Origin of the sequence: Streptomyces sp. NPDC050743 (assembly GCF_044456925.1) — a bacterium.
Lineage (GTDB): Bacteria > Actinomycetota > Actinomycetes > Streptomycetales > Streptomycetaceae > Streptomyces.
On record NZ_JBITGJ010000075.1, the window covers coordinates 19,861 to 39,870 of the forward strand.

Here is a 20,010-nt window from a genome sequence, read left to right on the forward strand (position 1 = left end):
CCCCATCAGGTCCGTCACGGCCGTCAGCTCACGGTTCCGTGCGCGTGGTGTGCGGCTTGCCGACGTCGGAACGGCCGGCGGCCTTCTTGATGTCGCCCGCCTCCCGCTGGTCGACGACGCCCTCGTGCCGGAGGTCCGCGACGAGCTTCTCGACGTACGACACGAACACGCCGTGACCGGCCCAGGACCGGTGGTCCTCGATCAGCTCGTTGATCGTGCAGCCGTTCGTCGTGACGCGGTTCGGGATGCCCGTGTTGACCGTGCCGACGTACACCGTCGAACGGTCGTCCGTCTCAGGGCAGTCGGTGGGCGGCTTGCCGTCGACGATGGTCAGAGTCAGCGACTTGGCCGTGGAGGTGTTGCCGGCCTTGTCGGTGGCCCGGTACAGGAAGGTATGGCTCCCCGCCCTGTTCACCGCCACCGGGGCGGAGTACGGCAGGTAGGGGCCGCCGTCCAGGGAGTACTCGGTCGCGGCCACGCCCGACCCCGAGTCCGAGGCCGTCACCGTGATCGTCGCGCTGCCGACGTAGTTCCCGGAGGCGTCCTTCGTCCCCGAGACGGAGGCCGACACCTGCGGCGGAGTGGTGTCCTGCGGCGGAGCGGCCACCACGGTGAACGACACGGACTGCTCCGCGGACGTGTTGCCCGCCTTGTCGGTCGCCCGGTACGCCACCGTGTGCTGGCCCACACCGCTCACCTGCACCGGCGCGCTGTAGTCCTTGTAGGCGCCGTTGTCGAGCGAGTACTCGATCCTCGCCACGCCCGACTCCGCGTCCGAAGCCGTCACGGTCACCGTCGCACTGGAGACGTAGTTCCCGGAGGCGTCCTTCGTCCCCGACACCGTCGCCGACGTCTCCGGCGCAGTGGTGTCCTCGGGCGGAGCCGCCACCACCGTGAACGACACCGACTTCACCGCCGACGTGTTGCCCGCCTTGTCCGTCGCCCGGTACGCCACCGTGTGCTGACCCACACCGCTCACCTGCACCGGCGCGCTGTAGTCCGCGTAAGCCCCGTCGTCCAGCGAGTACTCCACCTTCGAGACACCCGACCCCGCGTCCGAAGCCGACACCGTCACCGTCGCACTGCCCACGTAGTTACCGGAGGCGTCCTTCGTACCCGAGACGGACGCCGACACGTCCGGCGCAGTGGTGTCCTCGGGCGGAGCCGCCACCACCGTGAACGACACCGACTTCACCGCCGACGTGTTGCCCGCCTTGTCCGTCGCCCGGTACGCCACCGTGTGCTGACCCACACCGCTCACCTGCACCGGCGCGCTGTAGTCCGCGTAAGCGCCGTTGTCGAGCGAGTACTCGATCTTGGCCACGCCCGACTCCGCGTCCGAAGCCGACACCGTCACCGTCGCGCTGCCGACGTAGTTACCGGAGGCGTCCTTCGTACCCGACACCGTCGCCGACGTGTCCGGGGCGGTGGTGTCGTTCCCCGGGGCCGCGGTGACGGTCAGTTCGCCCGACATCATGTGACCCGGCATCGCGCAGTAGTAGTGGTAGACACCGGGGGTCAGGGTGACCTCCGCCGTGTGGCGGCCTCCGCTGGAGTCGGACGGGCTCGCCTGGATGTTGAGGCTGACATCGGTGTTGTAGTCGGGGTTGGAGGTGTCGAACGTCAGCGTGTGCGGCATCCCCGTGGTGTTCCCGGTGGCCGCGCTGTTCTCGAACACGATCGTCGCCGGGCCGGCCACCGCGGTGGTGGGGGCGGACGTATAGCCCATGTAGCCGTCCCCGGCCGTCCAGGTGAGCACCTGGGTCGGTGCCGCGGCGGCGTCCCGGCTCATCGCCGCGTACGCGGCCGGCGCGGCCAGCGAGAACGCCGTGAGCACCAGGGCCACGAGCGCCACCAACGCCGGGTGGGGGCTGAACCGGCCCCGTGGCGCGGATCTGGAGGGGGGCGGATCCGTCTGGGCATGGAGCAGTCTTCTGAACACCGCTGCACCTTTCGCGAATCGCTTGTTGCGGTACCGCGCACGGGTCGGCGGTCCCGCCGGGTGGACGGCCGGCCGCCGGGACGACCGTGTCGTGGCCCGTCCGGCCGGGTGCCGCGCGGAGCTCGGTCCGAGGCGGCGACGGCGCACGGCCCGTCACCTGACCGGCGCCCTGAACTCGACGGCACGGTGAGTCGGTTGCGGGTGATCCCCGGAGCGTGACGACGGCGGCCGGCCGCGGTCACGCGAAGCGAGCGAGCGGCGTCGACTCCGCCCCGTGCCGGAGCGGTGCTGCCGCGGGCCCGTTGCGCGGGGCTCACCCAGCTCTCTCGGATTGCGCCAATGCTGGGAAGCTAGCCGTCTTTTGACGGCCCGCCAAGGTCTATGACCGCAACCCGACCAACTTTGACCTGAGTCTGGAAAAACTGGTGAAGCACCGTTACGGTGAGGCCGTTCCGAGCCGCAGTTCGCCTCGCGGTGCCGAGCCGGTCTCGGCCGTACCGCCGCACCCGCCATCCGGACGGCACCGGATCGGCGCCACCCACCGACGACTCATCTGCCGGCCCCCGCGGGGCCCCACGCCCGGCGCACCACCGCCAACCGACGTGCCTGGACGCGGTGTTGCCCCGGGCGGCGCACCTCACGACCACGAAACGCCTGCAGGCACCGACGCCTGTCGCGGATTGGAGAGCGATGACCGACTCAGGCGCAGGCACGAGACGCCTCTTGTCCCGCCGATCGTTCGCCACCTCAGCTGTGGCGGCCGCCGTCGCGCCCGCGGTGCTCGGCGGCACCGCCGCCGCCGCGCCCTCGGACAAGTCCGCCGCGGACGACAAGGGCGGCGAGGTCCGCAACCTGACGCTGTACATGGAGAAGCTGCCGAACGGGGAGATGGGCTACGGCCTCCACCCCGGTCAGGCGACGATTCCGGGCCCGCTCATCGAGCTGACCGAGGGCGACACCATGAACATCGAGGTGGTCAACAACCTCGACGTCGCCGCCAGCCTGCACGTGCACGGCCTGGACTACGACGTCGCGAGCGACGGCACCAAGATGAACGACAGCGTCGTCCAGCCGGGCGACCGGCGCACCTACGTCTGGCGCACCCACGCCCCGGGCCGACGCCACGACGGCACGTGGGAGGCGGGCAGCGCCGGTTACTGGCACTACCACGACCACAACGTGGGTACCGAGCATGGCACCGGCGGGATCAAGAAGGGGCTGTACGGCCCCGTGGTGGTGCGGCGCAAGGGCGATGTGCTGCCCGACAAGCAGTTCACGGTCGTCTTCAACGACATGACGATCAACAACAGGGTCGCTCCCGCGACCCCCACCTTCAAGGCGGTCCGCGGCGAGCGGGTGGAGTTCGTCGTGATCACCCACGGCGACTTCTTCCACACCTTCCATGTGCACGGCCACCGCTGGGTGGACAACCGCACCGGGATCCTGGACGGTCCGCAGGACGTCAGCCGGGTCATCGACACCAAGACGACCGGCCCCGCGGACTCCTTCGGGTTCCAGGTGATCGCCGGTGAACGGGTCGGCGCGGGCGCCTGGATGTACCACTGCCACGTCCAGAGCCACTCGGACATGGGGATGTCCGGTGTGTTCCTGGTGACCGAGGCCGACGGCACGGTCCCCGGCGGCGGCATGCCCATGTAGCCCGGGCGCCCCCTGCCCGTCCCGTTCTCCGCCCCCCCGAAGCCACGCCCGTCCGACCTGACCGGACGGTCCGACGGGCGTGTACCACCCTGCCGCCGGTCGGTCGGCTCCGGGTCGTGAGGTCCCGGGGCGTCCGCGACCTCACCGGCTCCGGCGCCCCGGCCGTCTCCGGATGTCCCGACGGCCGTTCCGAATCCGTCTCGCCCGGCACCCGCCGTGCGAGGCCCGTGCGGCAGCCCGGCTCCACCACCTGACCACTCTTCCGTTGTCGGATCGAGTCAAGGAGCAACAATGGGCCGAAGAGACCGGTTCACCCTGTCCCGACGAAGCGGGGCACCACCGTCGCCGTCCGTGCGGAGTCCCCGCCAGGCACCGGCCTGGCGCCGCGCGGTCGTCCTGCTGTCCGGCTCGGCGCTGGCACTGGGACTGGCCGCGCTGCCGGCCGTGCAGGCACAGGCGCAGACGCCGTCCGCAGGCAGCCAGGACCAGGACGCCGGGGCCGAAGCCTCGGTGAACGTCCTGGTCTTCCACGGACCGGCCGACCAGCAGGACGACCCCGTCACGACCGCCGTGTCGACGATCAAGGACCTGGGTCGGAAGAACGGCTTCTCCGTGGACGAGTCGGACGATCCGTCCGTCTTCACCCCCGACCGCCTCGCCCACTACCGGGGCGTGGTCTTCCTGTCGGCCAAGGGGGTGTCCCTCACCTCCGACGAGGAGTCCGCGTTCCAGGCCTACGTCAAGGGCGGCGGCGGCTTCGTCGGCGTCCACGACGCCGCGCGCGCGGACGCCGGCTCCGACTGGTTCACCGGCCTGATCGGCACGCGTCCGGCCGCCAGCCTGCCCGCCTCCGAGAAGGTCTCGGACGTCACGGCGAGCGACGACAACCCGCCGAACGAGACGAAGGCCAAGCTGTTCGACGGCAGCAACACCACCAAGTGGCTGGCGCACCAGAACACCGCGTGGGTGACGGCGAAGATGGACCATCCGGTGGCGGTGGCCCAGTACGCGCTGACGTCGGCCAACGACTACCCGGGCCGGGATCCCAAGGACTGGACGCTCCAGGGGTCGCAGGACGGGAACGACTGGAAGACACTGGACACCCAGACCGGCCAGAACTTCCCTGACCGTTTCCAGACCAAGCAGTACAAGTTCTCCAACACCACGGCCTACCAGTACTACCGGCTGAACGTCACCGCCAACTCCGGTGAGCCGCTGACCCAGCTGGCAGAGTTGCGGCTGTTCGGCGCCGACCCGGCGCCCGCGCCGGAGACCAAGGTGCAGCAGGCGGTCGTGGACGTGATCGACCGTCAGCACCCGGCGAACAAGGACCTGCCGCTGAAGTGGACCCGGTCCGACCAGTGGATGAACTGGGACCCGAACCCGAACGGCAAGGTGCAGACGGTCGCCCAGGTCGAGGAGAACTCCTACGACGCCGGACCAGCGGGCAACGGCCCGTTCCACCCGGTCTCCTGGTGCCGGGACTACGACGGCGGCCGGTCCTTCTACACCGGCATGGGCCGCACCGAGGACAGCTACACCTCGGACACCAAGTTCCAGAGTCATCTGCTCGGCGCCATCGAGTGGACGACCGGCATGGTGCGCGGCGACTGCCAGGCGACCATCGCGTCGAACTACTCGGTCGAACGGCTCACGGGCAAGAACCAGCAGGGCCAACTCGACCAGATCGGTGAGCCGCACGGTCTGACGATCGCCCCCGACGGCAAGGTCTTCTACATCGGCAAGGCGGCCTGCCCGAGCGGCCCGATCCCCGACTGGAACGACCCGAAGGTGGGCCTGGGCTGCGGCACGATCCACCAGTGGGACCCCAAGACCAAGCAGGTCAAACTGCTCACCACGCTCGACGTGATGGGCAACCGCGGCAGCGGCGACGAGCTGGTCAAGAACGAGGAGGGTCTGGTCGGCATCACGCTCGACCCCAAGTTCGAGCAGAACGGCTGGATCTACGTCTACTGGATGCCGCACGAGTCGGTCGACCGGGACAAGCAGACGGGCCAGCGCACGATCTCGCGGCTGACCTACGACTTCAAGAACCAGTCGATCGACAAGAGCAGCCGCAAGGACCTGCTGCACTGGACCGCCCAGATCCACAGCTGCTGCCACACCGGTGGCGGCATGACCTTCGACAACGATGGCAACCTCTACGTCGGCGTCGGTGACGACAACTCCTCCCAGGGAGCCGGGGCCGGCTACTCCGGGAACAACTGGACCAAGGACTACAAGGGCCTGTCCTTCCAGGACGCCCGCCGTACGGCCGGCAACACCAACGACCTCAACGGCAAGATCCTGCGGATCCACCCCGAGCCCGACGGCACGTACACCATCCCCAAGGGCAACCTGTTCACCGGCCAGGAGGAGGGCGGCGGCAAGACCCGTCCGGAGATCTACGTCATGGGCGTCCGCAACATCGCGCGGATCGCCTGGGACAAGACCCACAACTGGCTGACCGCGGCATGGGTCGGCCCCGACGCGCCGACGCCCGACCCGGAGCTCGGCCCGGCCAAGTACGAGACCGCGACCGTCATCACCTCGGCGGGCAACCAGGGCTGGCCTTACTGCATGGGCAACAAGCAGCCCTACCGGGACCGCAGCAACACCGACGCGAGCGTGCTGACCGGCTGGTACGACTGCGACCACCCGAAGAACACCTCGCCCCGCAACACCGGACTGGTGGACCTCCCGCCGATCCGCAGCAACATGATCTGGTACTCGCCGCAGGGCGGCGGCGTGGTCTACCCCAAGCGCGGTGACGGCAGCGGGCTGCCCACGTACGTGCAGAGCGACGAGAAGTACACCGAGCCCTACCTCAAGGGCGGCGGCCAGGCCATCATGGACGGCCCGACCTACCACCGCTCGGAGGTGGACACGAGCAGCGGGGTCGCCTGGCCCTCGTACTGGGACGACAAGTGGTTCATCGGTGACGAGTCCAACGCCAACAACCGTGTCGCGGTCACCGTCACCCCGGACAACGTCAAGGACCAGTCACAGCCGGAATTCGGCGAGGACCTGCGCCAGATCCTCCCCGGCGGCACCGGCGACACCAAGGTGCAGAGCTGGATGGACGCCAAGTTCGGCCCGGACGGCGCGCTCTACCTGCTCGACTACGCCGGCGGCTTCTTCAGCCTGGACCCGAACCAGAAGCTGGTCCGCGTCACCTACCACGGTGGCCCGGCCACGCCGAACCCGAGCGACGCCTCGGGTCGCGCGGTCGCGCAGAGCAAGCCGCGGACGGTCCAGTTCTCGGCCGCGAAGGCGGGCGGCGTCGCCTGGGAGTGGGACTTCGGTGACGGCAGCCAGCCGTCGCACGAGGCCAACCCCACGCACACCTACGCCTCCTACGGCACCTACCACGCCACCCTGAAGGTGACCTACGCCAACGGTGAGCACGCCACCGGGAAGATCGACGTGACGGCGGGCTGCACCGCGCCCGACGCCCGTTCCACGGTCTGGCTGCTCGACACCGACACCGGTGTGGCCAACCACAAGGCCGGCGGCGGATGCACCATCAACGACCTGATCGACGACGAGGGCACCTGGCCCAGCCACGGCGCGTTCGTCAGCAACCTCAACGACCTGGTCGACCAGTTCCGCAAGGACGGTGTCATCGACAACCACGAGGCAGCGACGCTCAGCAAGGAGGGTGCCCAGTCGCCCATCGGCAAGACTCCCGGGTACAAGTCCCTCTTCGACGGCTCGGCGACCAGCCTCGCCGGCTGGAGCCAGGCGGGCGCGGGCGGGTTCTCGCTCCTGCCGGACGGCACCATGCGCAGCTCCGGCGGCATGGGCATGCTCTGGTACAGCAAGCAGCAGTTCGGGGACTACTCGATCCGGCTGCAGTTCCGGGATGCCGCTCCGGACGGCCACCGGGCCAACAGCGGTGTGTTCGTCAGGTTCCCCGATCCGCGGACGCCGCTGGACCAGCGGCCCGAGGGCTGCAGCACGACGGGGGCGGCCCGCACCGCTCCGGAGTGGGTGGCGATCTACTGCGGCAACGAGATCCAGATCTACGACGGCGACACCGGTGAGCCCCAGAAGACCGGCTCGGTGTACAACTTCGATCCACTCGACCTGGACCATGCGAAGGTCACGCCGAAGGGCCAGTGGAACGACTACGAGATCCGCGTCGTCGGGCAGCACTACACGATCATCCGCAACGGCGTGGTGATCAACGAGTTCGACAACACGCCCGGCAAGTCGTCGTCGCGGGCCGGAGATCCGCCCACGGACCTGCGTCAGTTCGTCCGCGGCTACGTGGGGCTGCAGAACCACAGTGACAACGACCTGATCGAGTTCCGCAACATCCGGGTGCGGGACCTGTCGTAAGGAGCGGCGGTCCATGCCGGGCTCGGGGCGCGGCCCCGGGCCCGGCTCTGGCGCGAACCGAGGTGAAACCTTTCATGTAGACCACACCAATGTGGCGGCGCACCTCTTGATTGTGCGCATGTGATCAGTTACCCAAGCTACTTGAAACGTGAAAGCGATTGACGACCCCGCGGTCGATCACGGGTTCTGGCCGCCGATCCGGGCGGCGGCCTTCCCCGCGTTCCCTGCCGGCCGCACTCGGCGAAGGAGGACGAAAGTGTCCATGCTCAGCTACGAGACGGACCGGCGGCCCCAGCCCGACAACCCTTGTCTGCGCAGCGACGAGGTGCATCTGCTGTCGCTTCTGGCGACCGGCCTGCCGGTCGAGTCCGTCGCCCGGCGACTCCATGTCTGCCCCCGCACGGTGCGACGACGTTACCGAGGCGTGTGCGACAAGATAGGCGTCAGCAGCGTCATCGAGGCCGTCGCCTGGGCCGCGCGACGCGGACTGATCTGAACCCGCCCCCGAGACCCTGAATTCCCGCACCACACGCGTCCGCGCCCTGCCGAGCCTTCTGGGCTGCGGCAGGGCGCGGAACCGACGGTGGGTCAGGAGAGCAGGTCGGCGAGCGCGGTGTAACTGCGCTGGGCGGCGCCGAACGAGCCGGGCGGGTTGGGCTGGGTGTCGGGGGCGGTGTCCTGCTCCCAGATGCCGTGGTGGTTGCCGAACGGACCGATCGCGTGGATGAAGCGCTGGTAGGGCATGTCACCGGCGCCGAATTCGGTCATGTCGTAACCGTCACCGGCGTTGGGGTCGGACTTGCCGTCCTTCATGTGGAACAGCGTGTAGCGGTAGGGGTGCTTGCGCACGTACGCGGCGGGGTCGAAGCCGGGGTAGCGGAACTGGCCGACGAAGGCCCAGTACACGTCCATCTCCAGGTAGACGTGGGCCGGGTCGGTGTTCTGCAGGAACACGTCGTACAGGCGCACCGCCGGCTGGTCGGTGGCGAAGGCGAACTCGGCCCAGTGGTTGTGCTGGTAGAGCTTGAGGCCGCGCGCCGACGCGGCCGCGCCCCAGCGGTTGAAGTCCTCCGCGGCCGCCTGGTACCCGGCGACCGTGGGGGTGTCCGAGGGGGCGTTCGGGGTCCCGATGTTCGGCATGCCGAGGATCTCGGCCTTGTCGAGCTCCTGCTGCAGGTTGCCGCGGAAGCTGCCGATGCCGATGTGGCTGCCGATGGCCCGCAGGCCGTTGTCGTCGAGCAGCGTGCGGATCTCCTGGAGGGTGATCTGCCGGCCGAGGATGGAGGGGTCCTGGGTGTAGCCGGCGAACTCGACCTCCTTGAAGCCCATCCGCGACAGTTCCTCGAAGACGACGCGGAAGCCGAGTTGGTAGACCTTGTCGCGGACGCTGTAGAGCTGGATGCCGATGGCGTTCTTGGGGATGCTCAGGCTGGCGCCGTTGGGCGGGGCGTCCGGGGCGGGCGTCTGGGCTGCGGCGGGGACCGCGCCGGCGAGGGTTGCCGCGCCGATGGCTACGGTGCCTGCGGCTGCCGCACGCAGGAAGCCTCTGCGGTCGAAGTCATGGGCGAACTGACCCATCATCACTCCTTCGTTGTGAAGCACTTGGCCGCGGTGGGCGGCGGCGAGGGGGCGTCAAGGGGCGCCGCCTCGCCCGGTGTCCGGGCGGCGTGGTGGTACGGGGCGTTCATCGGCCCTGAATCGGGCGGACAGGCGGTCGGCGGAACTGGTTGCGGAGCGACCGGAGTCGCCCCCGGTGCGCGAGGGCGGTGCGGGCTGCCGAGGACGCAACTCCCCACGGCCTGCGCGTTGGCGGCAGGAGCGCCTCGACGAATCCCTGAAGGACGATGAACGCCTGAAGCCGTCGATAGTTGAGCACAGACCGGCGCTACTTTTCACCAGATGAGCAAAAGATGTGTCCACTTCAGGGCGCAAAACGCTGCTACTGAGCAGTACCTCCTTGACGGGCCATGGCCATGGAGCCACGCTCATGACGCTTCCCCAGGGGGCCGCGAACCCCTCCGCGCCCCCTCTCTTCCTCCCACGGCCACCCGCCCGCTCCACCGATCGAACGGCCGGCGCCGACCCGGGCATCCGAACCCGGCCGGCCCCGCGCGACATGACCGCTCGCGCCATGTCCCTCGCAGCGCCCCAAGAGAGGTAGGCAGTACGTGCGTAAACCAGTAAGCCGGCTACTCACCGCCGCGTTGAGCACCATGCTCGGCGTGGGGGTCGCGGTGGCCGGAGCGACGACGTCCGCGCATGCGCGCACCCAGGCACCGGACAGCACGGCCGCGGCCGCCTCCACCGCCGCGACGTCCGACTTCCAACAGGTCACCCTGGCCAAGGGACCGGACCAGGTGGGCGAGCCGATGGGGCTCGCGGTGCTCCCCGACGGCAGCGCACTGCACAGCTCCCGTGACGGCACCGTCTACTACACGACCCTCGACGGTCTCACCGACGTGGCGGCGAAGCTCTCGGTGTACACCCACGACGAGGACGGGTTGCAGACCCTCGCGATCGACCCGCACTTCGCCAAGAACCACTGGGTCTACGCGTACTACGCGCCGAAGCTCGACACCCCCATGACCGACGCCCCGGAGAACGGGACGGCCGCCGACTTCGCGCCGTACAAGGGCTACAACCAGCTGTCCCGGTTCACGTTCACCGACGGCAAGCTGGACCTGTCCAGCGAGAAGAAGATCATGCGGGTCGACACCGACCGCGGACAGTGCTGCCACGTCGCGGGCGACATGCACTTCGACGGCGACGGCAACCTCCTGCTGAGCACCGGCGACGACTCCAACCCGTTCGAATCCGACGGCTACGCGCCCATCGACCGGCGACCGGACCGCAACCCCGTCTTCGACAACGAGCGCTCCACGGCCAACACCAACGACCTGCGGGGCAAGCTGCTGCGGATCAAGGTGCACGACAACGGCACCTACACGATCCCGGACGGCAACCTGTTCCCGAAGGGCACGCCCAAGACCCGTCCCGAGATCTACGCGATGGGCTTCCGCAACCCCTTCCGGTTCAACGTCGACAAGAAGACCGGCGTGATCTACCTGGCCGACTACGGCCCGGACGCGAGCAGCGCGAACCCCAAGCGCGGGCCGGAGAACACGGTCGAGTACAACCGGATCACCAAGCCGGGCTTCTTCGGATGGCCGTACTGCATCGGCGACAACACGCCGTACGTCCAGTACGACTTCGCCACCGGGGAGTCCGGGCAGCCCTTCGACTGCGCCCACCCGGTGAACGACGCTCCCCTGAACACCGGTCTGAAGGACCTGCCCCCGGCCCAGCCGGCCTGGATCTGGAACCACTACGCGGGCAACCCGCTGTTCCCCCAACTCGGCGGGGAGGGCGCGCCGATGGGCGGCCCCGTGTACCACTACGACTCCGCGCTGAAGTCCCAGGTCAAGTTCCCCGAGAGCTATGACGGGAAGTTCTTCGCCTACGAGTTCGGCGCCCACTGGATCAAGCCGATCTCCTCGGACGGCAGCGGCAAGATCCAGTCGATCGACACCTTGACCAACGGCAACGACTGGGCCCGCCTGGTCGAGCCCATCGACACCGAGTTCGGCCCGGACGGCTCGCTGTACGTGCTCGACTACGGCAGCGCGTGGTTCGGCGGCTCCCTGGACGCCGGGCTCTACAAGATCGAGTACGCGCCGGGCAACAAGGCGCCGACCGCGGCGATCACGACGGACACCACGTCGGGCAAGAACCCGCTGACGGTCAAGTTCGACGGGACGGGCTCGACCGACCCCGAGAACGACACGCTCACCTACGCGTGGGACTTCGACAACGACGGCAAGACCGACTCCACGAGCGCCACGCCGTCGTTCACCTACACCGCGAACGGGCAGTACCACGCCAAGCTCACGGTCAGCGACCCGAGCGGCAGGACGGGCGTCGCCGCCGTCCTGGTCACGGTGGGCAACTCCGCACCGGTACTGAAGTTCTCCGAGCCGCCGAACGGACTGACGTTCAAGGACGGGGACCAAGTCGCGTGGAAGATCGACGCGACCGACCCGGACGGCACCCCGGTGGACTGCTCCAAGGTCCAGGTCAGCTACTCGCTCGGCCATGACATGCACTCCCACAACCTCTCGCAGGCCACGGGGTGCAGCGGTACGTTCTCCATGACCACGGCGGGCCACACGGACTCCGACGACTTCTACGCCATCCTGTCCGCGAGCTACACCGACACCTCCCCGACCGCCGGGGTCCCCGACCTCACCGGCACGACGCAGATCGTCCTGCAGCCCAAGGGCAGGCAGGCCGAGTTCTACCGCACGCAGTCCGGCGTGCAGACGACCTCCGTCGCCGGCGCCCAGGGCGGCAAGGCCGTCACGTCGATCAGCAACGGCGACTGGATCGAGTTCGACCCGTACGACCTCCAGGGCGTGAGCAAGATCGACTTCCGGGCCGCGTCGAGCGGTGCGGGCGGCACCATCGAGGTCCACACCGACGCCCCCGACGGCCCGCTGGCCGGCACAGCGACGGTGGGCGACACCTCCGGCGCCTTCACGACGGTCAGCGCACCGGTGACCGACCCGGGCGGGACGCACAAGCTGTACTTCGTCTTCAAGGCCGGCAGCGGCGACCTGTTCAGCCTGGACTCCTTCACGATGAGCTGACCCGCACGACGAGCTGACACGAAACCAGCCCGTCCCTGCCCCGCCGAGCCGCCACCGACGGCCCGGCGGGGCAGTCCTTTCCCCCGGGGCCGGGCAACCCGGACGGCGAGACCGCCGCCCTTCTCATGACCGCCGCCACTCGTTCGGCGGCTACCACGGATGGCGCTCGTATACGGCTCAACGGGGGTACCGGGTAGCGGGAATGGCGGACGGGAAGATGCGGGGGTGACTGTTTCGGGGCACGGTGGGTGCGGGGCGGGGCCGGGTACCGGCTATTTCCTCCCAAGCATCCGAAGGAACCGTGATGTCCGTAGCCACAGATCTGCTCGTTCCGGCGCTGCGCGAGGTCCGTGAGGCCAAGTCGGCGCTCGCCGACCGCTTCAGGGCCCACCTCGCCGCCACGCCACCCGGTGAACACCGGGATGTCCTGGAGCGCCGCATGGGCGACGCCCGCGGCCACGTCTACCGCATCGACGAACGCCTGGGAACGCTGCAGCCCCGCGGGCTGGTGCACAGCGTCCTCGTCGGCGCCTGGCAACTCACCGGGCAGGCCGCCCGGCTGCCCATCGACATGGCCGTCTCCGTCCCGGGCGTCGTGTTCCGGAACCGGGGGATGGCCACGGAGTACCAGCTACTGAAGAACGCCGAGGACGAGTACGCCGTCACCGCGCTGGCCCTGGCCCTGTGCCGGGCCGCCGAGCGTATCGCCCAGGAGGCCGAGGACGACGTCAGCGCGGAACTGCTCGGCTCCATCCGCCGGGACGACGAGGAGGCGCTGGAGGAGTTCGCCGAAGCCCTCGAACGGCATGCCGAGAACGCCGTGGTGGCGTCCGCCGAGATCACCGACGTCGGCGTCGGCGGCGCGGCGCAGGCGGTCCGCGAGTGGAGCAGCTGGTTGCGGGAGACGGCCGAACGCATGCCGGGCGCGGACCGGCTCCAGGTCGCACCACGGGGAGCCCTCATCAGCGAGGAGGAGCTCCCGATCCCCGACTACCGCCGCCTCAGCACCAAGATGATCAACGACCGGCTGCCGCAGCTGCCGCAGACGGACCTGGCCGTCATCGGCGCCTACGAACGTTGTCACGCGCGCCGCCCGGCCGTCCTGAGTCGGGTCGCCGATCTGCTCGGACCGGTGCCCTGGCCCGGCTACGACAGCATGACGGCGGACGAGATCCTCAAACGGCTGGGGGACGCCGAACCCGGTCACTGCCGTCGGGTGCTGGAGTACGAGCGCCGCCACCAGGCTCGTACCACCATCCTCCGGGCCGCGGAGCGAGCCGCCGAGCGCGTCCCCGCCTGACCGTTCCGGCCCCGGCGGGACGACCCGGGGCCGGGCCCCGGTCAGCCTGCGGTCGTACCGCCTGAGCCCTGCGGCCGGCCGCAGGGCTCAGGGGTGCCGCCACAGGTAGGTCCACAGCTCGTCGACGAGGGTGAAGCCGAAGGAGTTGAAGAGCCGGGAAGCGGCCTCGCTCTCCGAGGTGCGGGGCGGGAAGTCGTCGATGACGAGCGCGGCCTCGACGGCACCCTGCTCGGCCAGCAAGGCAAGGGCCTGGCCGAGCAGCTTGTGCCCCAGGCCCCTGCCGCGGTGGGTGCGACGGGTCTCGATCCAGTAGACGGTCGCGATGCGGTCCGGTCCGACGCTCACCACGGCCTCCGCGACCGGCTCGGCCCCGTCACGGACGATCAGCCGATGCCCCGGGGGAAAGTCGCAGGGAAAGACGTCGGCGACCAGCTTCGCCGGCGACGGCTCGCCCGAGAGGGCGCAGTGCAGGTAGGCGCCCTGGCGGCGGCCTGTGAACCCGGCCTCGATCAGCGCGTCATGGGTGGCGGCGCGGCGGATGCGCGGCAGCCCGCCCGGCCCCAGGGGACTCGGCGGAGCGCCGACGAACGCCTCGACCTGCCGGCACCAGGCGAGCTCGGCACGTGCGTGACCGAGCAGGGCACGCAGGGCGGGCGGATCCTCCCGGGCGTACAGCCAGCAGATCACGCCGCTGTGGACATCGGCCCACGACAGGAACGCGACAACGCCACAAGGGCGGTCTGTGGCGTCGGCCAGCACGCTGATCCTCGGCCGGGCCGGCACAGCCCAGCCGGCCAGGACCGGCGCGCCGCGCCTGGCCGCGGCCAGCTGCTCCGGTGCGCACCGCTGCTGACCCGGCAGTCGGTCGGCACCGATCAGCCCCCGCACTCCCCCTTCGTCCTGGGGGCGATACGGGCGTACGGTCGCGCTGCTGTAGGAGCTGAGCGAAAAAGCCATACTGTCGGTCCGCACGGATGTTCTTACCGGCTAGGTTTCAGCGTCCTCCGTTTTGCCCCGGCTGTCACGGCCGGGCCGGGAAAGGGTGAAGCCGGTCTGCCCGACCGCCGTCAGCAGTGCCCGTACCTCGTCGATGACCGGCTGGTGAAGAGGAAGCGTCAGGTGGCCCACTCCCGGCACAAGCACGTTGCGGGCCTTCAGGTCGGGATGATCGATACGGCCCCTGGCCGCGGGCACGACGGCCTCGTCCAGGTCGCTGTAGAAGGCCACGAACCGGCTCCGGCAGCCCGCGGCCGGCGCGGCGAGCTCGGTCAGCACCTCGCTGCCGGGCCGCAACTGGCGCAGGAGCGGATGCGGCGGGGCCAGCAGGGCCGTGGCCGTCCCACCGTGCGGTGTCGCCAGGGTGATCACGAGGGGTACGTGCGCATGCCCGTCGAGGCACTGCACGTAGTAGCGGGCGACCAGCCCGCCCAGGCTGTACCCGATCAGGACCACCGGCCGCCCGGCACACCGGCCGACCGTCAGCTCCACCTGTTCACCGAGCACCCGGGCCGCCGTGCGGATGTCCGGACTGAGCCCGTTGTACGTCACGGGTACGAACGGGCCCGCCCCGCAGCCGCCCAGCCCACGCTGCAGGGACGAGACGACCCATTCCCGGTCGGCCAGGCCGTGCACCAGCAGTACCGGAACCCCCGACTCGGCCTGCGCCGGTTCGCCGTCGACCGTGGACCGCGAAGGCTGGGCGTGTCCGAGCAACCCGGTCAGCTGCACCACGCCCTCCACCGCGAGGTCGAACGGGAGCCGGGCCAGCCGTACGGCCGCCCTGCCGGCCTCGGCGCCGACGCCACGCACCGGCGAAAGCCCCGGCACCGACAATTGCGTCCTGAAGGGAGTACCCGTGGCAGCTCACCTGCCCTTCCGTCCCCTCCTCCTTGTTCCCCTGAGGTTAACGCTTCCTCTGTGTTCCCTTGAGGTTAACGCTCCATGTCCCGACCCGACTCCCCACCGAAAGTTCCAGAACGACGCAACGAGGACCGCGACCGTAAGGTCGAGGCCCTTGACCTGCGGAAACGTGCCTCCTGAACCTCTTTTGAGGCCGTGCGCGTCGGTCATCTCCCACCTGCTGTTTCCGCCCGCTCCCGGCCGCTGTTGGTCACATGGCCAACCGGTTCGAGAACCACGCTCACTCAGTGCAGGGCCCCGAGCAGATGGCCAAGCCGCGCACAGTGTGCCGCCGCCGGCCCGGGGCTGCCCGGACCGGCGGCGGCACGGCGACGGTCACAGCGGGACGCGGCCGGTGCCCGCCAGTTTGCCCGCCAGCAGTTCGGTCAGCGTCGGCCACTGGCCGACCAGGTAGAAGTGCCCGCCCGGCAGCGAGTGCAGGTCGAAGTCACCGGCCGTGACCTCCCCCACTTCCCGGCGTCGTCGACCGGGGTCCGCGGGTCGCTGTCGCCGACCACGGCCGTGACCGGATCGCCAGCCTGCGTGACGGGCGGTAACGGTAGGTTTCCAGCGCCTGGTAGTCGGCGCGCAGCGGAGGCAGGATCATGGCCCGCACGTCCGGGTCGTCCAGCATCGAGGTACCGGTGCCGTCGAGGGCACGCACCTCGCGCAGCAGACCCTGCTCGTCGCGCAGGTGCACGTTCTCCGTCGTGGGGCTGCTGGGCGAGCGCCGGCCGGAGACGAACAGCCGGTCGGCCTGGAGCGCCGCCCGCTCCCGCAGCTGCAGGGCCACCTCGAACGCCAGCAGGGCGCCCATGCTGTGACCGAACAGGGACACCGGGCGGCCGTCGTCGGTGGGCGAGCACGGCCTCCACGACACAGCGCGCCAATTCCTGAAGATCGGTCAGGAACGGCTCCCGGTGGCGGTCCTGGCGCCCCGGGTACTGCACCACGCTCACCTCGGCGGCGCCGGTGTCGGCCACCGCGCGGGAGAACGGGAAGTAGTAGCTCGCCGACCCGCCCGCGTGCGGACAGCAGATCAGCCGTGACACCGGGGCGTCGACCGGGTGGTACCGCCGAAGCCACACGGCAGGGTCGGGTGATGACATCGGATCCCCTTCCGGAACGCGGACTTCAGGCCAGGACCAGCTGGAGCTCTTCGTAGCCGTTCAGCCCGATGGCGTCCCGTCGCACCGGCGTGCCCACCACCTCGATGCTGCTGAAGCGCTCGAGGAAGGCTGGGAACAGCACCGCGGCCTCCAGCCGGGCCAGATTGCCGCCCATGCAGAAGTGCGGGCCGGCGCTGAAGGCCAGGTTGGCGCCCTCGCTGCGGGTGAGGTCCAGCCTGCCCGGATCGTTGAAGGCTCCCCTCCCTGAAGGGAGGGGATGGGTCACCCTCCAGGGCTGAGCGGGGATTTACGGCTCAGGCCGCCACCGGAGCCGGCGGCTCGGGTGGTCTTACGCCCTCGGCACCGTCCGGGTTCCAACCTGCCCGGACCAGCATCACGCGGGCGGAGTTCTTGTCCCTGGGGGACACGGCTCCACACGCGGTGCAGGTATACGTTCTCATCGACAGAGGCAGTGCGTGCTTGGTTCTCGCTCCGCACGTGGCACAGTCCATCGTGGTGTGCGCCGGGTGCACGAGACGGACCTCCCGCCCGTGCTTGCGGCCCATCTCGACCAGGGCACGCTTCGTCGCGGCGATGGCGGCATCGGCCGCCTTGCGGGCCATGGTGGTCTTCGCCAGGAACCTCGGCCGAAAGTCCTCCACCGCGGCCCCGTCGTGGCCGCGCATCACGGACTTGGCCCACTTGCGGGCGGTGTCCTCCCGCTGCCGCGCGATCTTCTTGTGCAGCTTCGCCGCCTGTGCCCGCGCCTTGCGGTAGCCCGCGGATGCGGGCTGTCCCTTCGAAGGCCGACGCCGGGCCATCATCCGCTGGTACCTCGCCAGCCGCTGCGCGGCCCGCCTGCCGTGCTCGGCATGCGGCAGATCGTAGGCGTCGTCGGTGGTGGTGGCGGTCTCCTTCACACCCCAGTCCACGCCCAGGACGCGCCCCGTGGCGGCGAGCGGTTCACTCTGCGCGGCAACGACGAAGGACACGTACCACTGTCCGAGCGTGTCCTGGTACACGCGCACACTGGACGGGTCGGCGGGCAGCTCCCGCGACAACACCACCGTCAGCACGATCTGGCCCGCAAGGTGCAGGCGGCCGTCCTTAAGGCGGAAACCGCGCTTGGTGTAGTTGAGGCTGGGCCGCGCCTCCCGTTTCTTCTTGAAGCGGGGCATCTGGGCCCGGCGCTGCTGCGGCAACCGGTCCTTGATGTCCTTCAGCGCTTTGGCACGGGACTTGGCAAAGTCGCGTATCGCCTGCTGCTGCGGCACCGACGCGCCCTCAGCCAGCCATGGCGTCACCCCGCGTGCCTCGGTCAGCATCCTGTCCAACTGCGCCGGACCACAGGTCACCTTCTCGCCCGTCGCCCGGCTCTGCGCGTGGACCTGCCTGGACTTCGCGACGCACTCATTCCAGAGCCACCGGCAGCGCGCCCACTCCGCCTCGAGTGCGCGCCGCGCGGTAGCCGACAAGCGCACGCGGAAGGTGTACCGGGCATGCCCGGCGTCCTTCGTGGTCGCCTCTGTCGTCATGCATCCGAACCTACCCGAGCGGACTGACAGTTGAGAGCTCTCGATCATTGCGGGCGACATCACCGCCGTGCGGGGTGGACGCCGGATCGCCCTGATGGCGATCCGGCCATCCCTGCCCTGCCCCGCAGGAGTCCGATTCCTCCCCGGCCCGAAGGCCGGGGCATCCTCGGAGGAACCCGGTGAACTGCCGCGGGTCGCGGTTGGCCGCGGCCAGCAGCGCGACGACCAGGCTGCCCGCCGGGACCGTCTGGTCGCCGAGCGGCGTGTCCTCCTTCATGACCCGGCTGGCGGCGGTGATCGGCGTGTTGAAGCGCAGCAGCTCCTCGACCGCCGTCTGCGTGACGGAGGAGTCCCTGCGCCACAGCTCCAGCTGGTCCGGGTGCTCCAGGAGGGAGATCAGACCCGCGCTGATCAGCGAGGTGGTGGTCTCGAAGCCGGCGACGAACAGGAACGTCGCCAGCGACATCGTCTCCTCCGGTGACAGGCGCGCGTTTTCGCCCTCCCGCACGAGGGTCGACAGCAGGTCCTCGCGCAGGCTCTTACGGCGTGCGTCGAGGATGCCCTCGAAGTACTCGCACAGCTCGACCGCCGCCTCGTCGGCGCGCTCCAGGTCCTCCTCCGAGTAGTAGCCGCCCGCCCACACCCGGGACCAGTTGTTGGCCACGTGGTAGAAGTGCATGCCGTCCTCGTCCGGCACGCCCAGCATCTCGCTGATCACGGCCACCGGGAACGGACTGGCCAGGGCCTTGATCAGATCCACGGGAGCGCCACCGGCCGACTGCTCGACGATGTCGTCCAGATGACGGCGCATCAGCCGCTCGATGCTGGGACCCAGCGCGCGCACCGCGGCCGGGGTGAACACCCGGCCGGCCAGGCCGCGCACCCGGGTGTGGTCCGGCGGGTCCAGGGTGATCAGCGCGTTCAGGTACATGCGCAGCGCCTCGTGCTCCGCCCAGTCGGTCCGCATGGTGCTCGCGGCGCGCGGCCCGTTGCACGTGGTGTTGGCACGCAGGATCGCCGAGGCCTCGGCGTAGCCGGTCACGGCCCACAGACCGAGGGAGGGGCTTCGATAGACGCGGTTGGTGTCCATCAGCACGTCGTAGAGGGGGAACGGGTTCGCCGGCTGCGGTGGACTGAACAGCTCGATCACCGCGTCGTCCGGCGTCACGGTGTTCAGCTCGGTCGTCATCGTGGATCTCCCATGGCGTCTCGGCGCGATGGAGCAGGCGCGCGTCGGGGGCGGGTCTGCGCGGTTCCGCGCGGGCGAGGCCCACGCTAGGGCGGGCGTGCCGAGCCGAAACACCCCTACCCTCCCCTGAGTCGGGGCCACTCCCCGTGCCGGGGGAACGGCCCCGTCCCACGGCCGGGATCACGGGGATGCCGACCGGTCGGGAACCGCACGGTCGGGGTGGCCCGGGCCTGGAGCGGCCCGGGCCGGGGCGTCGGCCCGCACCCCATAGTGTCCTGAGTCGGGAATTCGCTTCAGATATCCTGCGAGGCGTTCAAGGATCTCGTCCGCGGTCTTCGTCCAGACGAAGGGTTTCGGGTCTTCGTTCCAGGTGTTGATCCAGCTGCG

12 protein-coding genes and 5 pseudogenes are annotated in these 20,010 nt (G+C 69.8%); 7 read left to right on the top strand and 10 right to left on the bottom strand.

From position 1 onward, the window contains the following. Nucleotides 1-28 precede the first annotated feature (28 nt). Entirely contained in the window at nt 29-1,855 is a 1,827-nt protein-coding gene (locus ACIBJF_RS40225; protein ID WP_399181590.1) for an OmpL47-type beta-barrel domain-containing protein, read from the bottom strand. A 777-nt stretch (nt 1,856-2,632) separates the two neighbouring features. Between ACIBJF_RS40225 and ACIBJF_RS40230 the strand changes: the two genes are divergently transcribed. The 5 genes and pseudogenes from ACIBJF_RS40230 (at nt 2,633) to ACIBJF_RS40250 (ending at nt 8,441) form a co-directional block, all read left to right on the top strand. Beyond that, the gene (locus ACIBJF_RS40230; RefSeq protein ID WP_399181591.1) at nt 2,633-3,601 is read left to right on the top strand and encodes a multicopper oxidase domain-containing protein; all 969 of its coding nucleotides are present in this window, start codon (nt 2,633-2,635) and stop codon (nt 3,599-3,601) included. A 291-nt stretch (nt 3,602-3,892) separates the two neighbouring features. Then, a pseudogene (locus tag ACIBJF_RS40235) lies at nt 3,893-4,840 on the top strand (ThuA domain-containing protein); the annotation flags it as partial. After that, a pseudogene (locus ACIBJF_RS40240) lies at nt 4,841-6,802 on the top strand (ThuA domain-containing protein); the annotation flags it as partial. 36 nt (nt 6,803-6,838) lie between these two features. After that, nucleotides 6,839-7,945: pseudogene (locus ACIBJF_RS40245) on the top strand (family 16 glycoside hydrolase); the annotation flags it as partial. A gap of 262 nt (nt 7,946-8,207) precedes the next feature. Further along, nucleotides 8,208-8,441, top strand: coding sequence for a helix-turn-helix transcriptional regulator (locus ACIBJF_RS40250; RefSeq protein ID WP_351807834.1), 234 nt, complete (start codon nt 8,208-8,210; stop codon nt 8,439-8,441). A gap of 92 nt (nt 8,442-8,533) precedes the next feature. Here ACIBJF_RS40250 and ACIBJF_RS40255 read toward each other — a convergent pair whose 3' ends face one another. Next, the gene (locus tag ACIBJF_RS40255; RefSeq protein WP_399181593.1) at nt 8,534-9,526 is read right to left on the bottom strand and encodes a TIM barrel protein; all 993 of its coding nucleotides are present in this window, start codon (nt 9,524-9,526) and stop codon (nt 8,534-8,536) included. Between the two features lie 632 nt (nt 9,527-10,158). Between ACIBJF_RS40255 and ACIBJF_RS40260 the strand changes: the two genes are divergently transcribed. Together ACIBJF_RS40260 and ACIBJF_RS40265 are read left to right on the top strand one after the other, a co-directional pair. Continuing rightward, on the top strand, nt 10,159-12,591 hold the full coding sequence (locus tag ACIBJF_RS40260; RefSeq protein WP_399181608.1) for a PQQ-dependent sugar dehydrogenase: 2,433 nt from the start codon (nt 10,159-10,161) through the stop codon (nt 12,589-12,591). Between the two features lie 304 nt (nt 12,592-12,895). Further along, complete coding sequence (locus tag ACIBJF_RS40265) at nt 12,896-13,891, top strand: hypothetical protein (protein WP_399181594.1); 996 nt, start codon at nt 12,896-12,898, stop codon at nt 13,889-13,891. Nucleotides 13,892-13,978: 87 nt separating this feature from the next. Here ACIBJF_RS40265 and ACIBJF_RS40270 read toward each other — a convergent pair whose 3' ends face one another. From ACIBJF_RS40270 to ACIBJF_RS40305, 8 genes and pseudogenes are all read right to left on the bottom strand, one after another. Beyond that, nucleotides 13,979-14,848, bottom strand: a complete 870-nt coding sequence (locus ACIBJF_RS40270; RefSeq protein ID WP_399181596.1) for a GNAT family N-acetyltransferase — start codon at nt 14,846-14,848, stop codon at nt 13,979-13,981. 30 nt (nt 14,849-14,878) lie between these two features. Next, entirely contained in the window at nt 14,879-15,718 is an 840-nt protein-coding gene (locus tag ACIBJF_RS40275) for an esterase/lipase family protein (RefSeq protein ID WP_399181597.1), read from the bottom strand. Between the two features lie 408 nt (nt 15,719-16,126). Beyond that, entirely contained in the window at nt 16,127-16,261 is a 135-nt protein-coding gene (locus ACIBJF_RS40280; protein WP_399181599.1) for a hypothetical protein, read from the bottom strand. Continuing rightward, a pseudogene (locus ACIBJF_RS40285) lies at nt 16,239-16,899 on the bottom strand (thioesterase II family protein). The gene ACIBJF_RS40280 and the pseudogene ACIBJF_RS40285 overlap by 23 nt, the downstream one beginning before the upstream one ends. A gap of 25 nt (nt 16,900-16,924) precedes the next feature. Further along, nucleotides 16,925-17,185, bottom strand: coding sequence for a cytochrome P450 (locus ACIBJF_RS40290; protein ID WP_399181601.1), 261 nt, complete (start codon nt 17,183-17,185; stop codon nt 16,925-16,927). A gap of 28 nt (nt 17,186-17,213) precedes the next feature. Next, nucleotides 17,214-18,434 carry an RNA-guided endonuclease InsQ/TnpB family protein gene (locus ACIBJF_RS40295; protein WP_399181602.1) on the bottom strand — a complete coding sequence of 407 codons (1,221 nt, stop codon included), beginning with the start codon at nt 18,432-18,434 and terminating at the stop codon, nt 17,214-17,216. 10 nt (nt 18,435-18,444) lie between these two features. Then, a complete protein-coding gene (locus ACIBJF_RS40300) occupies nt 18,445-19,623 on the bottom strand; it encodes a cytochrome P450 (RefSeq protein ID WP_399181604.1) in 1,179 nt (392 codons plus the stop codon). Between the two features lie 270 nt (nt 19,624-19,893). Beyond that, a pseudogene (locus ACIBJF_RS40305) lies at nt 19,894-20,010 on the bottom strand (IS630 family transposase); the annotation flags it as partial.

Coding starts and splice junctions, on each gene's coding strand:
- ACIBJF_RS40230 (WP_399181591.1), top strand. CDS start 2,633: ATGACCGACTCAGGCGCAGGCACGAGACGCCTCTTGTCCCGCCGATCG.
- ACIBJF_RS40250 (WP_351807834.1), top strand. CDS start 8,208: ATGCTCAGCTACGAGACGGACCGGCGGCCCCAGCCCGACAACCCTTGT.
- ACIBJF_RS40255 (WP_399181593.1), bottom strand. CDS start 9,526: ATGATGGGTCAGTTCGCCCATGACTTCGACCGCAGAGGCTTCCTGCGT.
- ACIBJF_RS40260 (WP_399181608.1), top strand. CDS start 10,159: ATGCTCGGCGTGGGGGTCGCGGTGGCCGGAGCGACGACGTCCGCGCAT.
- ACIBJF_RS40265 (WP_399181594.1), top strand. CDS start 12,896: ATGTCCGTAGCCACAGATCTGCTCGTTCCGGCGCTGCGCGAGGTCCGT.
- ACIBJF_RS40270 (WP_399181596.1), bottom strand. CDS start 14,848: ATGGCTTTTTCGCTCAGCTCCTACAGCAGCGCGACCGTACGCCCGTAT.
- ACIBJF_RS40295 (WP_399181602.1), bottom strand. CDS start 18,434: ATGACGACAGAGGCGACCACGAAGGACGCCGGGCATGCCCGGTACACC.
- ACIBJF_RS40300 (WP_399181604.1), bottom strand. CDS start 19,623: ATGACGACCGAGCTGAACACCGTGACGCCGGACGACGCGGTGATCGAG.